This is a genomic window from Macrococcus sp. DPC7161 (genome assembly GCF_004117835.1).
Classification (GTDB): Bacteria; Bacillota; Bacilli; order Staphylococcales; family Staphylococcaceae; genus SDSC01.
In genome coordinates, this window is record NZ_SDSC01000002.1 from 1 (window position 1) to 17,743 (window position 17,743).

Below are 17,743 nucleotides of genomic sequence, written 5' to 3' on the forward strand. Positions count from 1 at the left end.
CCTCCATGCAGAGAAAAATATTATCCGGTATTAGCTCCGGTTTCCCGAAGTTATCCCAGTCTTATAGGTAGGTTACCCACGTGTTACTCACCCGTCCGCCGCTAACATCAAAGAGTGCAAGCACTCTTGTCCGTTCGCTCGACTTGCATGTATTAGGCACGCCGCCAGCGTTCATCCTGAGCCAGGATCAAACTCTCCATGAAAGATTGCTTGATATAAGCTCTTGATTGGTTAAGCCAATCACTCTTTGGGAGTGAACTAAGTTCACTCAAATTATTGGAATTAACGTTGACATATTGTCATTCAGTTTTCAATGTTCATTTTTTGTTGCTACAAGAAACAATTTTACCAGGTTTAAAACCTTTGGTCAAGCTTTATTTTGAAGAAGTTTTACACTCTTTCGTTTCGCTTGTTGTTATCTCGTGGCTGCCTTATAAATATTACGCTCTTTTCAACCGCTTATCAAGTATCAATTTTACACTTCCGAAAAGATTTTATTTATAAGTTTCGTTTGTTGTTGCCCGCATCTCTGCCGGACAAGATATAACTATACAGGGTTTCAACACCTGCCACAAGCATAAAAATTACACTTTCATCAATGTTTTTTCGAAAAATAAGAAACACCTCTCCAACTTGTCCATTGAAAATGTGTTTCTTCCTATTATATGTCTTTAATATATTCATTTAGAATCTATCGTTTACTTTTGCTTTTTAATAAAACTTTGTATCTTTTCTATTCGTTTGAGTGCATCTTGATATCCTAAATCATAAAGTGCTTCTAATTTCTTTTTATCTTTTTCCATTCTATCAACCTTTAAATCTTTAGACGGCCTAATTACTAAAGCGTGCCCAGACGTCTCTTGTTGAACAATAAAATTTAATGTTTCATTGTAGTGCCCTGCTCTTTTTTGAATCGCTTCATCAACTTTTTTATAGCCTTTTACTTTAAATAATTTTGAGAGTTTACTTGTTTTTTTAGTATATCCTTCAGGTCTTGTTAATACGACAATATTATTAACCATGCCATCTTGTTGTGCTTTTCGTAATGGTATTGGATCAACAATACCACCATCTAATAATTTTTTACCATTGTACTCCACGACTGGTGCCATAAATGGCAGCGAGCTTGATGCTCTTAAAATCGTTAATAAATCATTTTTTAAATATGGCAAATTAAAATAAATCGGTTGTCCTGTTTCACAGTCTGTACAACCAACCACATATTCGCCATCATATTGCTGAAATGTTTGTTCATCAAATGGTGCTAGCACTTTTGGAATTTCATCAAACAGAAAGTCCATTCCAAACATCTCTCTATTTTTTATATAGTTATTCAACGACAAATAGCGTTTATCATCTAAAAAATCGATACTGACTTTTTTATTTCGTCCTCTTTGTCTCGATAAATAAGAAGCCGCCATATTACCACCAGCTGATACACCAATAACATATTTCAAATAAATTTCGTTATCCAAAAAACAATCTAACACACCTGCAGTATAAATACCTCTCATACCGCCACCTTCTAAAACTAAACCACATGATTTCATAGTTTCACCCCTAAATCATCGAATCCTATTTCCGACTAATACTCACTATTTTACATTAAATTAAAAGCACACGCTTGATTTATACTCACGTGTGCTTATCCTACTATTTAATTGAGATGCTTTCAGTATAAAGCGTCTTTGTACCTTGCTTCAATCTGATAAATGCTTCACCAGTAATATCTGCAGTTGTTTTACTTTCAATTTCGACAACTGCGTTACCTTCATCATCAGTTTTAATATCAAATTCCGAACTATAACCTACTGGATTCCAAGTACCATTGATTAAAAATGAACCAATTTGATTGCCACCCGCTTGATAAATACCTACTTTAAATCCACTTAAAGTAGCGTTGGGTTGTAATCCTTTAATTTTTAATGTTGTTTTAAATGGGGTTCCATTTTGAATGTCACCTACTTCAAAGTCATATTGGTCATTTGTTGGTGTAATTATGACTTTTCCTTCGTAACCATAGCTGCCAGGTTTAAAAGTTGAAGTGTCATACCATTTATAACTTGGACTCGGTGTTGCCCACGGTTCTTTTTGTGGTTCAGTTGATACTTCCGGTTTCTCAAAAGGTAATAAAGGTGACTTTTCATCTAATGTCACTTTGCCTTTGAAACTTTTATAACCTTCTTTAGTGCCTAACCAATCCACAAGGTTTTCTAGTAATTTTTTATCATCTTGCTCTTTATAGCCATCATAAGTTTTCTTTGGTTTCCCACTATCTTCTCTTAAATATTTAGGTGTGCTATCTTCCACTAAAGATGAATCACCTATAAATGCCGCCTTACCTAAGCCAACTTTACTTACAGCAACATAAGCACCTTCTTTTTTCCCACCACCAAAGTAAACACCTTGGTCAACTGCTGGCTTCCATTTGTTCTGTTCGCTTAAACCGTCCGGTAAATATACTAATCCTTTAGCAATATTCGGTTTAGTAATCGCGATTGTTGAACCTGCATGCATCGCTACACTATTCACGCCTTCTGTAATACCTAATCCATCTTTACCTTTAACGATGTTATTTGCTGTAAGGTCACCTAAAGCATTGTATCTAAAACGAACACCAAAATGCGCAGATAACCAATCTGAACTTGTTACACCTTGCATTTTTTCTGATGCTTTCTCTTCAGCTGACATATCTTTTGTTGGATCTAAAAACGCTCCTCTTCGATAGCCATTAAATACTTCTGAAGAATCAAAACGATTTAAATTACGATCTGCATTGTAGTGATCTGCAATAAAAAATACACTACCTCCTTTTTGAACATACTTTAAAATCGCTGCTTGTTCACTTGCTTTAAATGGAATGTTCGCTTCTGGTATTACAAAGATTTCATAATCTTTAATATCTTCATATGTAATTGCAGTATTCTTTCTTAATTCTTTAACCGTATATCCTTGGTTCGCCATTCCTTGAGCAAAGTCTGAAAATCCACCGTCAATAACCCAGTCCGCTGCACCCGCAGTTTGTCCATGTGTATTATCGACTAGAACTTCTTTATGATTAGATACTTTCGGCAATATCTCTGGTGCTATGTCCTTGTAACTTTCTGCAAATGATGTACTTGTTAATAAACCAAGTGTTACTAATGAAGTTATCCCAATTTTTTTGAACATGTTTTGTCTCCTCTTTAGTTCTAGAATAGGTTTTACACTTACAACGTTCATATACATGTATATTCTACACAAAATTACTTGTGCGAAATATTTAATTTTTGTAAAAATTGTATGAATAGATATACTAAATATTTACATTCTTTTTACCTAAAGTTTACAAAATAAATGTATTGTTTATGTACATTATTTGGTATTATAGATTTGTATTCACATTCTAATTTTAAGGGAGATTATTATGTTTAAAAAAGTATTAAAAACGTCAGTACCTGTTGTAGCTGCAGCATCATTACTTGTTGCTTGTGGTTCTAATGATTCAAAAGACTCTAAATCAGATGCTAAAGGTGGTTCTTACAAACCTGAAAAGTTAACAGTACAGTTTGTACCTTCACAAAACGCTGAAACTTTAGAAGCTAAAGCTAAGCCATTAGAAAAATTACTTAAAAAAGAATTGGGTATCCCAGTAGAAGTTTCTGTTTCTACAAACTACAACACAATCGTTGAAGCAATGAAATCAAAAAAAGTAGATGTTGGTTTCTTACCTCCAACTGCATACGTATTAGCTCATGATCAAAAAGCTGCAGACGTATTATTACAAGCACAACGTTTCGGTGTTAATAACGACGGATCACCTACTAAAGAATTAGTAGATTTCTACAAATCTCAATTCATCGTTAAAAAAGGTTCAGATATTAAAAGCCTAAAAGACATGAAGGGTAAAAAGATTGCAATGCAAGATGTTACTTCAACAGCAGGATATGTATTCCCAGCAGTTGATTTAAAAAATGAAGGCATCGACCCATTAAAAGATATGAAAGTAACAACTGTTAAAGGTCATGACCAAGCTGTTATTTCATTATTAAATGGTGATGTAGACGTTGCAGTTACTTTCCAAGATGCACGTAACATCGTGAAAAAAGACCAACCAAATGTATTCAAAGATACTGAAATCGTAAAATTAACAGAAAAAATCCCTAATGACACAATTTCTGTTCGTTCTGATATGACAGATGAGTGGAAAAAGAAATTAACTGATGCTTTCATCAAAATTGGAAAAGATAAAGAAGGACACAAAATCATCCAAGAGGTATACTCACACGAAGGTTATGTGAAATCAGATGATTCAAAATTCGATATTATTCGTGAGTACGATAAAAAGGTTAAAAAATAAGGTAACGTACGATTAAACTATTAGAATTACATCAAGCTAAACTCACCACTTGAGTTTAGCTTTTTCTATCATAAGGAGTGGCATTATGTCTCAAATCATTTTTAAAGATGTTAATAAAGTTTATCCAAATGGTCACGTAGGTTTGGATAATGTTAATTTAAGTATTAATCAAGGAGAGTTTATTGTAATCGTTGGTTTATCGGGTGCTGGTAAATCAACTTTACTTCGCTCAATAAATAGATTACACGAAATTTCATCAGGTGATATTTCAATCGATGGCGAATCAATCACTAAAGCTAAAGGTAATAAATTATTAATGATGCGTAGAGATATCGGTATGATATTCCAAAGCTTTAATCTTGTGAAACGTTCTTCAGTCATCAGAAATGTATTAAGTGGTCGCGTTGGATATCATCCAACATGGAAAATGATTCTTGGCTTATTCCCTAAAAAGGACAAGCAAATTGCCCTTGAAGCTTTGGACCGTGTCAATATTGTAGAAAAAGCATACAGCCGTGCAGATGAATTATCAGGTGGACAACAACAACGTGTGTCTATCGCACGTGCCCTTGCTCAAGAACCAAAAATTATTTTAGCTGATGAACCTGTCGCATCTCTTGATCCATTAACTACAAAACAAGTAATGGACGATTTAAAACGTATCAATCAAGAACTTGGTATCACTGTTATTGTAAACTTGCATTTTGTTGACTTAGCACGCGAGTATGCAACACGTATCATTGGTTTACGTGCAGGTAAAATTGTGTTTGATGGTCCTGTTCAAGAGGCTACAGATCAAGCATTCTCTGAAATTTACGGTCGTGAGATTAAAGATGATGAGTTGATGGGGGTGAAATAATGCAAACAACACCCAAAATAAAAACAAACGGGCGCTTAAAAACTGCATTTACACTACTGCTTTTCATTGTTTTATTAATTTGGAGTGGCTTTAAAACAAACTTTAGTATAGCAAGTTTATCTACCGGCGCACCAGAAATGATGAATTTAGTAAAAGAAATGTTACCACCTGATTGGTCATATTTCAAAGAAATTGTTGATCCTATGCTCGATACAATCCGTATGGCTATTTTAGGTACAACTTTTGGTTCGTTACTCGCTGTACCAGTAGCACTATTATCAGCAAGTAACGTTTTCAAATCTAAATGGATTAACTTTCCTGTACGATTGTTTTTAAATATCATTCGTACAATTCCCGACTTACTACTTGCTTCTATATTTGTTGCTGTATTCGGTATTGGTGCACTACCAGGTATCTTTGCATTAACAGTACTATCATTCGGTATTGTCGCTAAATTATTTTATGAATCTCTTGAAAATATTGACGATGGTCCTTTAGAAGCTATGACAGCTGTAGGTGCAAACAAATCTAAATGGGTGACATTTGGTGTGTTACCTCAAGCCATTGCACCTTATTTATCATTCGTATTATTCACATTTGAAATTAATATCCGTGCAGCAGCAGTACTTGGTTTAGTAGGTGCTGGTGGTATTGGATTGTTTTATGACAAAACACTTGGCTATTTTGAATATCCTAAAGTAACAACCATTATTATTTTTACATTATTAATCGTAATGGTGATTGATTACTTAAGTACGAAAGTGAGGGAGAAATTATTATAATGAAAAATTATGACCATATTAAACCTAAATCATCGGTCCCTAGCATCATTCGTACTGTTTTATTAGTAATTGTACTCTTACTTATTTACATTTGGGCTTTCAGCGGAATGCCGAAAATAGAAATTAAAGAAAAGTCTTTAGAAATCATCTCTAACATATGGAAAGGCATTATCCATCCTGATACGGGTTATATTTACATGCCTGAAGGAGAAGATTTATTACGTGGGTTATTAGAAACATTTGCAATCGCGTTTTTAGGTACAGCCATTTCCGCAATACTATGTATCCCATTTGCATTTCTATCAGCAAGAAATATCTCTAACCGCTTCTTATCAGAAGTGAGTAAGTTTCTTTTAAGTTTGATTCGTGTCTTCCCAGAAATCATTATGGCTTTATTATTTATTAAAGCTGTTGGGCCAGGGGCGTTTGCTGGTGTATTAGCTGTCGGTATTCACTCTATTGGGATGCTAGGAAAGTTATTCGCTGAAGATATGGAGAATTTAGATATGGGACCAACCGAAGCTTTAACCGCAACAGGTGCCAATAAAACAAAGACGCTTATGTTTGCAATCGTACCACAAGTATTACCGGCATTTATTTCATTCGTGCTATACCGCTTTGAAATCAATCTAAGAAGCGCCTCTATTCTAGGATTAATCGGTGCGGGTGGTATTGGTACACCTTTAATATTCGCTTTACAAGGACGTACTTGGGATCGTGTAGGGATTATCCTAATTGGTATTGTACTTATGGTTATTATTGTTGATACCATCTCTGGCATGATTCGAAAGAAATTAGTATAAATAAAAAACTTGCGATTTTAAAATTAAAATCGCAAGTTTTTTTGTTTTATATTTCTGTTCTTCCCGAAATTGCTTTCGATAAAGTGACCTCATCTGCATATTCTAAATCACCACCGACAGGTAAACCATGTGCAAGTCGTGTTGTTTTAATACCTATAGGTTTAACAAGTCGAGAAATATACATCGCTGTTGATTCACCTTCAATATTCGGATTGGTTGCTAAGATAAGTTCTGTAACAGATTCATCCTTCAATCGTGTTAATAACGATGAAATATTAATGTCTTCAGGGCCAATACCTTCCATTGGCGATATTGCGCCATGTAATACATGATATAAACCTTTATATTCACGCATTTTCTCCATCGCGATAACATCTTTCGTCTCTTCAACCACACAAATCATTGATCTGTCTCTTGATTGATCCGAACACACGTAACATGGATCTGTATCTGTGATATGGCCACAAACCGAGCAATACGTTAACTCACGTTTGACATCAACAATCGACTTCGCAAAATTCATTGCATCATCTTCTTTCATATCTAAAACATGAAATGCTAAACGACTTGCTGTTTTAGGGCCAATACCTGGTAACTTCATAAAGCTATCCATTAACTTTGAAATCGGAGCTGGGTAATGCATTACATCATCCCTGGAATGTTTAATCCTTTAGTATGTTGGCCTAAACGTTGTGCTGTTACTTCGTCTGCTTTTGTTAAAGCATCGTTTGTAGCTGCTAATACTAAATCTTGTAACATTTCGATATCTTCTGGATCTACTACTTCTTCTTTAATGACAACATCAATCACTTCTTTATGACCAGATACTACAACTGTAACCATACCGCCACCAGCTGTACCTTCAATGCGTTCTTCTTTTAATTTTTCTTGCTCTTCAGCCATTTTCTTTTGCATTTTTTGCATTTGTTTCATCATTTGTTGCATATTTCCGCCACCGCGCATAATATAATTCCTCCTAAAATTTAATCAATAATATTAATCGTATCTTTACCAAACATCGATTCAAGCATACCAACACCATCATCTTGTACGACAGGTTGCTCAACTTGAGCGGCTTTTTGTGGTTGCTTTTTATTTTCAATATAAGCATGTCTCACTTGAAGCCATTGCGAGTCAGGTACACCTACCATTTTAACTTGTTTTTCAATAATTGTGTATACAATCGATTCAATCTCTGCTCTTTTTGTATCATCTTTGTTTACCATATTGCAATGAATATCTTCTTTGAACTTAATTAATACATGTGTGCTACTTGCTGCTACAGGCTCTGAATGATTCAATAAACTTACTAAGCCGTTCATTTGTTTCTCTTTCACATGATTTATTAAGACATGCCAATTTTCTCTTAAGTAATTCAAATCTTCTCGATTTGCATTGTCCAACACTTGTTCAATTTGACGGATTGAAAAAGCATTTTTATTTTTAGGTGATTTATCTACTTTTCTTGAAGGTGTCGGTGCACTAGCAGGAGTACCTGACGCCACTTTAGATTCCAATGCTTTTAATCGCGATTCAAACTCTGGAGAAATTGCTGTTTCCTGTGGAACAACTTTTTTACCCTTACGCTTAATAAGCTCTGATAACTTCACAATCAACACTTCAAAGTGGACATTAGAATTAACAGAGAAACGCATCGAAACAAGCGTTTCGTTAATCTTATCAATCATTTCATAAAGTACATCTAAATCCAATTGATAAATCGCTTCATCTGACTTTTGTCCTGTCACATTTTCCATGATCACATCACGAATAAAGTAGATTAAATCATTCACCAAACGTGATACTTCTTTGCCATCTGAAATGAATTGATGATACAACTGGAATGCTGATTTAACATCATGATTGATAATAAATGTCATCAACTGCATTAATTCCTTCTTACCAATACTACCTGTGACATTCAATACATGATCTAACGTTAAATTTGAAGCACCAAAAGCAATCGCTTGGTCCAATATACTTAAAGCATCACGCATACCACCTTCTGCTGCAGTTGCAATAAAGTTTAATGCTTCTTGCTCGTATGGAATTGATTCTTTATCACATATAAAAGCTAAATGCGCTTCAATATCAGGTGTTGAAATGGCTTTAAAGTCAAACCTTTGGCATCTAGAAATAATCGTAGCAGGGATTTTATGCGGTTCAGTCGTTGCTAAAATAAAGATTGCATGACCAGGAGGTTCTTCTAACGTCTTTAAAAGCGCATTAAATGCACCTGTCGTTAACATATGCACCTCATCAATAATATACACTTTATACTTCGACTCACCAGGAGCATACTTTACTTTATCACGAATATTGCGAATCTCATCCACACCATTATTACTCGCAGCATCAATTTCAATCACATCTGAATTTGTACCATTCGTAATTGAAATACATGTTGGACAGTGGTTACAAGGCTCACCTGTATCACTCTCAGTACAGTTAATAGCTTTGGCAAAAATTTTCGCAATACTTGTTTTACCTGTACCACGTGGCCCATTGAATAAATAAGCGTGTGAAATTTTATTTTTTATAATCGCGTTTCTTAATGTCGTTGTGACATGCTTTTGACCAACAACTTCTTCAAAAGATTGAGAACGAAACACACGATACAATGCTTGATAACTCATCAGGCGCCTCCAATGTTCATAATATAAATATTATAACAAGAAAAACAACGAACTCATATAAAAAAGGATAAGACAAAACGCCTTATTCTAAATCATAGCTATTTAATTGATTATATCTATCATCCACATAATTATCTTTTGTAGTTATACATTTGAATTTATGTATAGTGATAGACTAATTCATATATTTAGTACAAAAAGATACAAAAAAAACACCAAACAATATGTTTGGTGTATATATATTCACGATTATTATTTATTAAATAAAGCCGTGCATCTCAACTTCGAAGTGTAGACACAAGCGTTACCTAAGTCGACAGCTCAAGAACGGCTACCCCAATCACATACGAATGACCACTTAATGCTGCTTCCTTCCGGACCTGACATGGTTCATGGGTTCATATTGGTTAGGACCGCTCTCTCAACACTACGTATTCAGGGCAGACCTCACAACCTACAATCCTCAGAAGAGAATTCGGTCTTGCATAAGCGGATTTCAAGTTCAAGGAACCGCTACCTCCCCACTTAGCACGGCAAAGATAATCATACTATAACTCAAATACTTGTGCAAGTATAAAAGGATGATGTACTCAAGTTACATCACCCTTCACCTCAAATATTATGTATTTTTACATTAAGCTTTTGTTTTGTCTGTAATACGTCTAGAGAAATCAACAAATTTAAACTCACTTGCTCTATGCTTTGATTCATTGTATTGGAACGGTGTTGCATTTGATAAATAAACAACCGATCTTACAACTGCTGCATACGGCGGTGTCGCTTCTTGGAATAATTCTAATTCATAATCCGACATTGGTTCAAATGTAATGGCTTTATTAGAGTATGAAATGTTTAAACCTAATCGTTGCTCAATGTATTGATAAATTGAATGCGATGCAATTTCTTTAGATAAAGCTGGCATCATTTCTTTAATAAAGAAGTCACAATCGATAATATTTACTTTATCATGCGTTCTTCTTGAACGAACGACTCTAAATAATTCTGTATTCGCCGTTACTTTTAAAGCTTCTTGTACTTTAGGATAATCACCCGCTTCAACAACTTCAAATGCTTCTACAACGGTATTGTAATCCATGTTTAATGAACGTTTGATTTCCTCAAAACTAATCAATTGAGATACTGGAAAGTTCATTGATTGGCTATAAATAACAACCGAACCTTTTCCTTTTAACTTTTGGATAAAACCATTTGTTTGTAATAAACTTAATGCTTTACGTACTGTTTCTCTTGAAACGCCATACTTCTTAACCAATAAGTTCTCAGACGGTAATTGATCCCCTTGCTTAAATTCTTCATTTAATATTTTTCCACTTAATTCTTGATAAATCTTTCTGTATTTATTGCTGTTCATAGTACTACCTCCGTTATAAGTACTACACAAGTTAGATATTATCTAAGAATCGCAACGGCCTGAAATGGTTCAAGTTCACGAGTAAAGACTTCTGAGTTGTTGATTAATACTTCACCAGTTGTATCGATGTCCTCTGGAATAGCGACTGGTTGGTCGCTATAATTTGCTAACATCGTTAATACTTTGCCATCCAATTCTCTTTCATAAGCGAATAATTGTTCATGCGTTTCTAATAATGGTTTGATTGAACCATATGTGATGATATCTAGATTGTGACGTAATTCAATTAATTTTTGATATGTATAAAAAATAGAATCTTTATTTTCTAAAGCACTTTTTACGTTAATCGTTGGATAATTTGAAGCAACTTCAATCCAAGGAGTCCCGCTCGTAAATCCAGCATTTTCACTTTCATCCCATTGCACAGGAGAACGTGAATTATCTCTCGATTTATCTTGTAATATATCTAATATTTCTTTATTTGTAAATCCATTTTCAGACATAATTTTATAAGCATTGATAGATTCAACATCTCTATATTGTTTAATATCATCAAAATAAAGATTGGTCATTCCAATTTCTTCACCTTGATAAATGTATGGTGTGCCTTGCAAGAAGTGTAACGAAATCGCTAGCATCTTTGCACTTTTCACTCGATTTTCTTCAGTTGAATCATCACCAAAACGACTCACCACACGTGGTTGATCATGGTTACACCAGAAAATCGCATTCCATCCATTACCTTGATGAATGCCTAATTGCCATTTAAATAAGATTTGCTTTAACTCAATAAAATTATACGGCATTTTCGTCCATTTCTCACCATTTTTATAATCTACTTTAAGATGATGGAAATTAAACACGCTGCTTAATTCTTGACGCTCTGGATTTGTATATTTAATACAATGATCAATCGTCGTAGAACTCATCTCACCAACCGTCATAAACCCTTCAATATCTCCAAAAGTATTTCGGTTCAATTCATGAAGATATTCGTGAACCTTTGGACCATCTGTATAAAATTCCTTACCAATCTTATCTGAATCTTTAAACTCACCTTTAGAAATTAAGTTAATCACATCAAACCTAAAGCCATCCATACCAAAATCAATCCAATAATTAATCATGTCATAAATTTCTTTACGTAAAGATGCATTCTCCCAATTTAAATCTGCTTGTGTAACATCAAATAAGCGTAAATAATATTGATTCGTTTCTTCATCTAACTGCCAAGCATTTCCGCCAAACTTAGATTCCCAGTTAGTAGGTGGTGTTCCTTCTTTACCATCTTTCCAAATATAATAGTCGCGATATGGACTATCTTTAGAACTTCTACTTTCAACAAACCATTGATGTGAAGTTGACGTATGATTGATAACAATATCACTCATCACCTTAATACCATGCGCATGCGCTTCATCTAATAAACGTTTAAAGTCTTCTTTAGTACCGAAGTCTGGATTAATTTCATAATAATCACTGATGTCGTATCCATTATCATTCATTGGTGAAAGATAAATCGGAGTTAACCAAATGTAGTCGATGCCTAACATCTTTAAATAATCTAACTTCTCAATAATACCATTAATATCTCCATGTCCATTCCCTGTTGTATCATTAAATGATTTCGGATATATCTGATAAACAACGGATTTTTTCCAATCAGAGATTGCCATAATATAAAACTCCTCACGTTTTTTTGATACTTAAAGTGTACAACGTTCAACCTGTATTTACAAGTTGAACGCTGATGTATGTATTATTCAATTATTCCTTAACAATTTCCTTAACCTCTTCACCCTTCTTAGCAGCGAAGCGAGAGAACACTAATGTTAATACGAACGGTAAGATAAGCGCAATAATCATACCAATTAAGAAAGTACCACGGAATGGATCATTAATAGAAATGATACCAGGTAATCCACCAACACCCACTTTACCAAGCAATTGTTGTGAACCGAATATCGCACCAACAATACCTGTAGAAATCACACCCGCAATAAATGGATATTTTAATGGAATATTTACACCGAACATTGCTGGTTCAGTAACACCTAACCACGCTGAGATTGTTGATGTGAAAGCCAAGCCTTCTTCTTTAACCATTTTACGTTTTTTATAAATAAACCATGCTGCAAATGCTGCAGATCCTTGAGAAATATTTGAAATTGCTAAAATTGGCCATAAATAAGTACCACCTAATTTAGACGCCATTAACTGGAAGTCTACAGCTAAGAACATATGATGTAAACCTGTAATAACTAAAGGTGCATATACTAATCCGTATACTAACCCACCTAACCAACCAGCTTTAGCGAAAATCGCTGTGATAACACCTGTAATTACAGTTCCTAACCACAATGCAACTGGTCCGATAAGTACGAATGACAAGAACCCTACTAATAATAATGAAACAGGACCAACTACTAACATTTTAATTGAGTCATGTACACGTTTGTTTAAGAATTTCTCTACTTTTGATAAAACCCATGCAGCGATTAATACCGGTAAAACTTGTCCTTGATAGTTTAACTTATTAATCATTAATCCAAATACATCCCATTGTGGAATCTTTGTTAACTCTCCAGTTTCCGCATTACCTAATGAATATTGAGATGCAAGTCCCGGATGACACAAGATTAAACCTAATACTAAACCTAATAACGGGCTACCACCAAATACACGCATTGCACTCCAACCAATTAATGCTGGTAAGAAAATAAATGGTGCTGCTGCTATAAAGTTAATAATTTCAGCTAAGTCTTTTAATTGAGGAAACATTTGAACAAGAGATTCTTTACCGAATAAACCACCAGCTGTTAATACATTGTTTAAACCTAATAATAAACCGGCTGTAACAATGGCTGGTAAAATCGGAATAAATACATCCCCTAATGTTTTAATACCACGTTGCAACGGATTCATTTTTTCAGCTGCTGCGGCTTTAACATCTTCTTTTGATGATTCTCCAACACCTGTTTCATCTACAAATACTTTATATGCTTCATCTACAGTACCAGGTCCAATGACAATTTGAAATTGGTTGTTTGCTGCAAACGATCCTTTTACTAAGTTAATTTTGTCTAAAGCTACTTTATCAACTTTAGAATCATCCTTTAATGCTAAACGTAATCGCGTTACACAGTGTGTTGCTGCAGAAACATTCTCTTTGCCTCCAATAGCAGAGATTATGTCTCTTACTTCATCTCTTGAGACTGCCATATGAGTCATCTCCTTTTATCTTATTGTGTACAGTATAAACTGTCTATACAAGATTGTAAAGGTTTTCTGAAAAGGTTTACAAAGAAAATTTTTTTACTATTCAGTTTATGTTAGAATGGTTGCAACAGTAAGGTTTTCGCTATTTCAAGGAGGTATTAATATGACTTTATCTAACCATTTGTTTTTATCAAATAATGATTTTATCGCATTCTCTTTTAAAAAGAACGACACTTTAATACATCACTATAATAAAAACAAACTATTCCCATCAGCGAGCTTAATTAAAGTGCCTATCATGTACTACATCTTTTCTGAACGTTATCACGACTTAAATCTTCAGTTAACGTTAGACACTGCTGTTGAAGGTGCAGGTGTCACACCTTATTTAACACAGAAGTCTTATCCTGTTAAAGATTTAGTTACGTTAATGATCATCTTATCGGATAACTTAGCGACGAACACTTTAATTGAATGGATTGGTATTGAACAGTTGAATCAATTTATGCAGTCTATCGGTCTTTCCCAAACAAAACTTCAAAGAAAAATGATGGATTTTGATGCCATACGTGAAGGCAAAGACAACTTCACTTCTATGCATGACATGAATTTATTATTAGATAACATCATTCAACATCCTCACTTTGAAGAAATGTTCGACATCATGAAACATCAATTATGTAAGGACAAAACGCTAATGTATTTAGAACAATATAACGCGACAGAGTGGATGGAAATCGGTACTAAAACGGGTGATTTAAGTACTGTATTCCACGAAGCAGGCATTATAAGAACAAAGGATAGTATCGCAACCTTTGTTGCTTTAACAACAGGTGATGATGCACCACTTTTACATCAAGCATTCCATACGTTTGGATTAAGTCTCCCTCAATTGATGCGTTAAACTTTCATATACTCGACTGCCACCCACATATGTATCATTGTAATAACCTGAATCGATTGTGACTTCTTCAATCGATTTAGGTGTATTTGGAGAATGTATCATCATTCCACTACCTATATAAATACCAACGTGCGATATTTTTTCAATGTCTTTTTCATTTGAAAAGAACACCAAATCACCTGGTATTAAATCTTTCTTTTCCACTTTCATTGTACTTTGATACTGTTCATCTGCATCTCTTGGTAATGTATAACCAACATGTCGATACATTTGGTATACAAAGCCTGAGCAATCATAACCATAACTACTCATGCCGCCCCAAAGATATCCTAAGTCGATATATTGTTTTGCAGCATCATACAATTTACTAAAGCGATCATCTCGACCTGTAACCATATCAGCTTGAATCACACAATCATTTGCATTAATACGCAATTTGCCATGTGGACTATCTACTATATAATGTTGTTCGAAATGATTAATATTACTTGCTTCTTCCGTTGATAAATACGGCAGTACGGTATTAAATGATAATGGCATAAGGGGTTGTGTGAATTGCTTGTCAAATTGGTCTTCATTCACTCGATACGCCAATGCTTTCGGGGCAATAATACGTACATATTTACTAAATCCTCGTACATTTTTATCACTTAATTGATTTGTTTTAATAAACCCAGGATACCCCAATTCATGTTTTTTTGAAGGCTGATCAATACAAACAACTTTACTCCATTCACCAATCTCTTCTATCACTTCAACACGTTCACCGTAAAGTACTTGTGTATCAATTCTCAACTCTTCACAAAAAGACTGTTTTTCTTCTAGATTTAAACATAGTAACCACTTTTGAATATTTACTGGATTTGATAACGCCAGTTCATCAATGTCTCTTGCTTTATCAGGATGAGACCAAATTGTCCCAACAGCTACACTACAAACTTTTTGCATCAGCACACAACTCCTTTAATTTCATCACATCTATTCCTAAACCATAAGCATCTTTATTTTCTAAATACACTTGATTCATATCGTACTGTATACCACCTGCAATACGCTTCTCTTTCAACATAAAAGGTGCATCAAAGTCTACTTTATATGCACCAATTGCACACGCGAAATGATAAGCAGCAGTCAACGAAACATGAGTTTCCATCATGCTACCTACCATACATTTGCCACCATTTTCTAATGCAATCTTAGCAATCCATAACCCGGGAAATATACCACCTGACTTCATTAACTTTATATTAAAGAAATGAATACCTTGTTGACTTAAACGTTTTGCGTCATATGGATCAAATAATGATTCATCCGCCATAATAGGAATATCACTTTGTTTATTTAATCGATGCATTGCATCATATTCCTTGCGAAAGACTGGCTGTTCTAATACATCGATATGGATATTTTTATCTTTAAGAAAAGCAATCATCATTTTCGTTTCATCTTCGTTCCACCCTTGATTGGCATCGATGCTTAACAATGCATTTGGAACAGTTTGATGTATGCTAAGAATACGCGATTGATCTAAGGTAATATCATTACCCAACTTTACTTTTAATGCTTTGAAACCCATTTCTATATATTGCTTTGCATCACTGACCATTGTTTCAACTTGATTCAAACTCACTGTATGACTCGTTTCAAGCGATGAATACGTGCTGTTTAAATACACATACAAAGGGACTTCTTTCTCTTTGGCAAGTAAATCATAAATTGCCATATCTAAGGCCGCCTTCGCGCTTGAATTACCAACCAACGATTGTTGAATCACTTGTAGTAGTAAAGGACTTAACGTTTGACCCATCAACTTTTTACTCATCAATTTAATTGCTGCAACAATCCCTTCAACCGTATCACCTGTTATCACAGGCGTAGGAACCGCTTCCCCAACACCAACCAAGCCATCATCTGTATGAACAAATACATAAATACTTTCAATGACTGATATTTCTCTTAACGCTGTTTTAAACGGTGCCTTCAAATCAGACAAAACGTACTTCAATTCGACATCCTTAATCTCAGCCAAATTGCCCCCTCCATTCTTGTTGCTCACCATAATGTTAAAATAATCAGAATTTTCTATATTTATATTAAAGCATAAAAAAAACGACCTGAAAACTCAGGTCGTATATATTATTAGTCTTGGTTTAAAAATAATGGCGGAGGAAGAGGGATTCGAACCCCCGCGAGCCGTTAAGCCCCTGTCGGTTTTCAAGACCGATCCCTTCAGCCGGACTTGGGTATTCCTCCAAATAAGACAAGATTAATCATATCCTATAATTCAATACGTGTCAACGGAATTATCAAAATAAAAAGTGTATTATTTTACAAATAGAAATTTATGTTGCGATAAAGATAAAAAAGATCTATTTAACTCAAATTATTTCGGCTTATTCGCTTCATATTTTCCAATCCAATCTTCTACTGTCATTTTACTTACTAATTCACCCATGAGATCATATGGTATTTTCTTAGGATTTTTAAATCGAATACAACTTTTGCCCATATCTAATTTCGTTGTCATATGTTTTGGGTATTCCTCTTTAAACCAATTTAGCAAACTTTCATCACTATAGATGCCCATATGATAAACGGCAATATGTGATTTTTGTGCGGCGATTGATAAAAACGGTAAGGCTTGTTCTGGGTTACAGTGATAGCCTTCTGGATATGTACTTTTAGGGACGACATAACTGACCATGTTATACTGTATACATTTTTCAAAGCCTTTAGGAATATGTGCATCTATCTTCTCCATCAAAGTAATAAAGGCATCTTTTTTCTCTGGTGGGATGGATGCAATATATGTTTCAATCTCCATCATAT

The 17,743-nt window shown here is 34.5% G+C and carries 15 protein-coding genes, 1 tRNA gene, 1 rRNA gene, 1 other RNA gene and 1 pseudogene; 5 read left to right on the forward strand and 14 right to left on the reverse strand.

From position 1 onward, the window contains the following. The 3 genes from ER639_RS03700 to ER639_RS03710 all read right to left on the reverse strand — a co-directional run. A 16S ribosomal RNA gene (locus ER639_RS03700) occupies positions 1-203 on the reverse strand; the annotation flags it as partial. A 495-nt stretch (positions 204-698) separates the two neighbouring features. Further along, complete coding sequence (locus tag ER639_RS03705) at positions 699-1,550, reverse strand: patatin-like phospholipase family protein (protein ID WP_129064426.1); 852 nt, start codon at positions 1,548-1,550, stop codon at positions 699-701. Between the two features lie 103 nt (positions 1,551-1,653). Then, positions 1,654-3,171, reverse strand: coding sequence for a DNA-binding protein (locus ER639_RS03710; RefSeq protein ID WP_129064427.1), 1,518 nt, complete (start codon positions 3,169-3,171; stop codon positions 1,654-1,656). Positions 3,172-3,406: 235 nt separating this feature from the next. Here ER639_RS03710 and ER639_RS03715 point away from each other — a divergent pair, with 235 nt between their 5' ends. From ER639_RS03715 to phnE (ER639_RS03730), 4 genes and pseudogenes are all read left to right on the forward strand, one after another. Next, entirely contained in the window at positions 3,407-4,339 is a 933-nt protein-coding gene (locus tag ER639_RS03715) for a phosphate/phosphite/phosphonate ABC transporter substrate-binding protein (protein ID WP_129064428.1), read from the forward strand. Positions 4,340-4,424: 85 nt separating this feature from the next. Then, entirely contained in the window at positions 4,425-5,198 is a 774-nt protein-coding gene (gene phnC / locus ER639_RS03720; protein ID WP_129064429.1) for a phosphonate ABC transporter ATP-binding protein, read from the forward strand. Further along, the gene (gene phnE / locus ER639_RS03725) at positions 5,198-5,980 is read left to right on the forward strand and encodes a phosphonate ABC transporter, permease protein PhnE (RefSeq protein ID WP_129064430.1); all 783 of its coding nucleotides are present in this window, start codon (positions 5,198-5,200) and stop codon (positions 5,978-5,980) included. Before phnC ends, phnE (ER639_RS03725) begins: the two co-directional genes overlap by 1 nt. Before the next feature lie 59 nt (positions 5,981-6,039). Continuing rightward, positions 6,040-6,783 (forward strand): annotated as a pseudogene (phnE, locus tag ER639_RS03730) (phosphonate ABC transporter, permease protein PhnE); the annotation flags it as partial. A 46-nt stretch (positions 6,784-6,829) separates the two neighbouring features. Here the strand turns inward: phnE (ER639_RS03730) and recR are convergent. The 7 genes from recR to treP form a co-directional block, all read right to left on the reverse strand. After that, positions 6,830-7,426, reverse strand: coding sequence for a recombination mediator RecR (gene recR / locus ER639_RS03735; protein WP_129064432.1), 597 nt, complete (start codon positions 7,424-7,426; stop codon positions 6,830-6,832). Next, the gene (locus tag ER639_RS03740; RefSeq protein ID WP_129064433.1) at positions 7,426-7,746 is read right to left on the reverse strand and encodes a YbaB/EbfC family nucleoid-associated protein; all 321 of its coding nucleotides are present in this window, start codon (positions 7,744-7,746) and stop codon (positions 7,426-7,428) included. Before ER639_RS03740 ends, recR begins: the two co-directional genes overlap by 1 nt. Positions 7,747-7,766: 20 nt before the next feature. Then, positions 7,767-9,419 carry a DNA polymerase III subunit gamma/tau gene (gene dnaX, locus ER639_RS03745; RefSeq protein ID WP_129064434.1) on the reverse strand — a complete coding sequence of 551 codons (1,653 nt, stop codon included), beginning with the start codon at positions 9,417-9,419 and terminating at the stop codon, positions 7,767-7,769. 269 nt (positions 9,420-9,688) lie between these two features. Further along, an RNA gene (gene ffs / locus ER639_RS03750) (signal recognition particle sRNA large type) lies at positions 9,689-9,953 on the reverse strand. Positions 9,954-10,053: 100 nt separating this feature from the next. After that, the gene (treR, locus tag ER639_RS03755; protein ID WP_129064435.1) at positions 10,054-10,791 is read right to left on the reverse strand and encodes a trehalose operon repressor; all 738 of its coding nucleotides are present in this window, start codon (positions 10,789-10,791) and stop codon (positions 10,054-10,056) included. 38 nt (positions 10,792-10,829) lie between these two features. Further along, a complete protein-coding gene (gene treC, locus ER639_RS03760) occupies positions 10,830-12,467 on the reverse strand; it encodes an alpha,alpha-phosphotrehalase (protein WP_129064436.1) in 1,638 nt (545 codons plus the stop codon). 91 nt (positions 12,468-12,558) lie between these two features. Then, on the reverse strand, positions 12,559-14,013 hold the full coding sequence (gene treP, locus ER639_RS03765; protein WP_129064437.1) for a PTS system trehalose-specific EIIBC component: 1,455 nt from the start codon (positions 14,011-14,013) through the stop codon (positions 12,559-12,561). A 160-nt stretch (positions 14,014-14,173) separates the two neighbouring features. On the opposite strand from treP, the gene ER639_RS03770 reads away from it, so the two are divergent. Next, positions 14,174-14,914, forward strand: coding sequence for a serine hydrolase (locus ER639_RS03770; RefSeq protein WP_164993351.1), 741 nt, complete (start codon positions 14,174-14,176; stop codon positions 14,912-14,914). Here ER639_RS03770 and ER639_RS03775 read toward each other — a convergent pair. The 4 genes from ER639_RS03775 to ER639_RS03790 form a co-directional block, all read right to left on the reverse strand. Then, entirely contained in the window at positions 14,888-15,862 is a 975-nt protein-coding gene (locus ER639_RS03775) for a C40 family peptidase (protein WP_129064439.1), read from the reverse strand. The genes ER639_RS03770 and ER639_RS03775 overlap by 27 nt on opposite strands. Next, positions 15,846-16,943 (reverse strand): dipeptide epimerase, encoded by a 1,098-nt coding sequence (locus ER639_RS03780; protein WP_240663987.1) that lies wholly within the window; start codon positions 16,941-16,943, stop codon positions 15,846-15,848. Before ER639_RS03780 ends, ER639_RS03775 begins: the two co-directional genes overlap by 17 nt. A gap of 131 nt (positions 16,944-17,074) precedes the next feature. Continuing rightward, a tRNA-Ser gene (locus tag ER639_RS03785) sits at positions 17,075-17,167 on the reverse strand. Between the two features lie 130 nt (positions 17,168-17,297). Further along, positions 17,298-17,741 (reverse strand): DUF1801 domain-containing protein, encoded by a 444-nt coding sequence (locus ER639_RS03790; RefSeq protein WP_129064441.1) that lies wholly within the window; start codon positions 17,739-17,741, stop codon positions 17,298-17,300. Positions 17,742-17,743 lie beyond the last annotated feature (2 nt).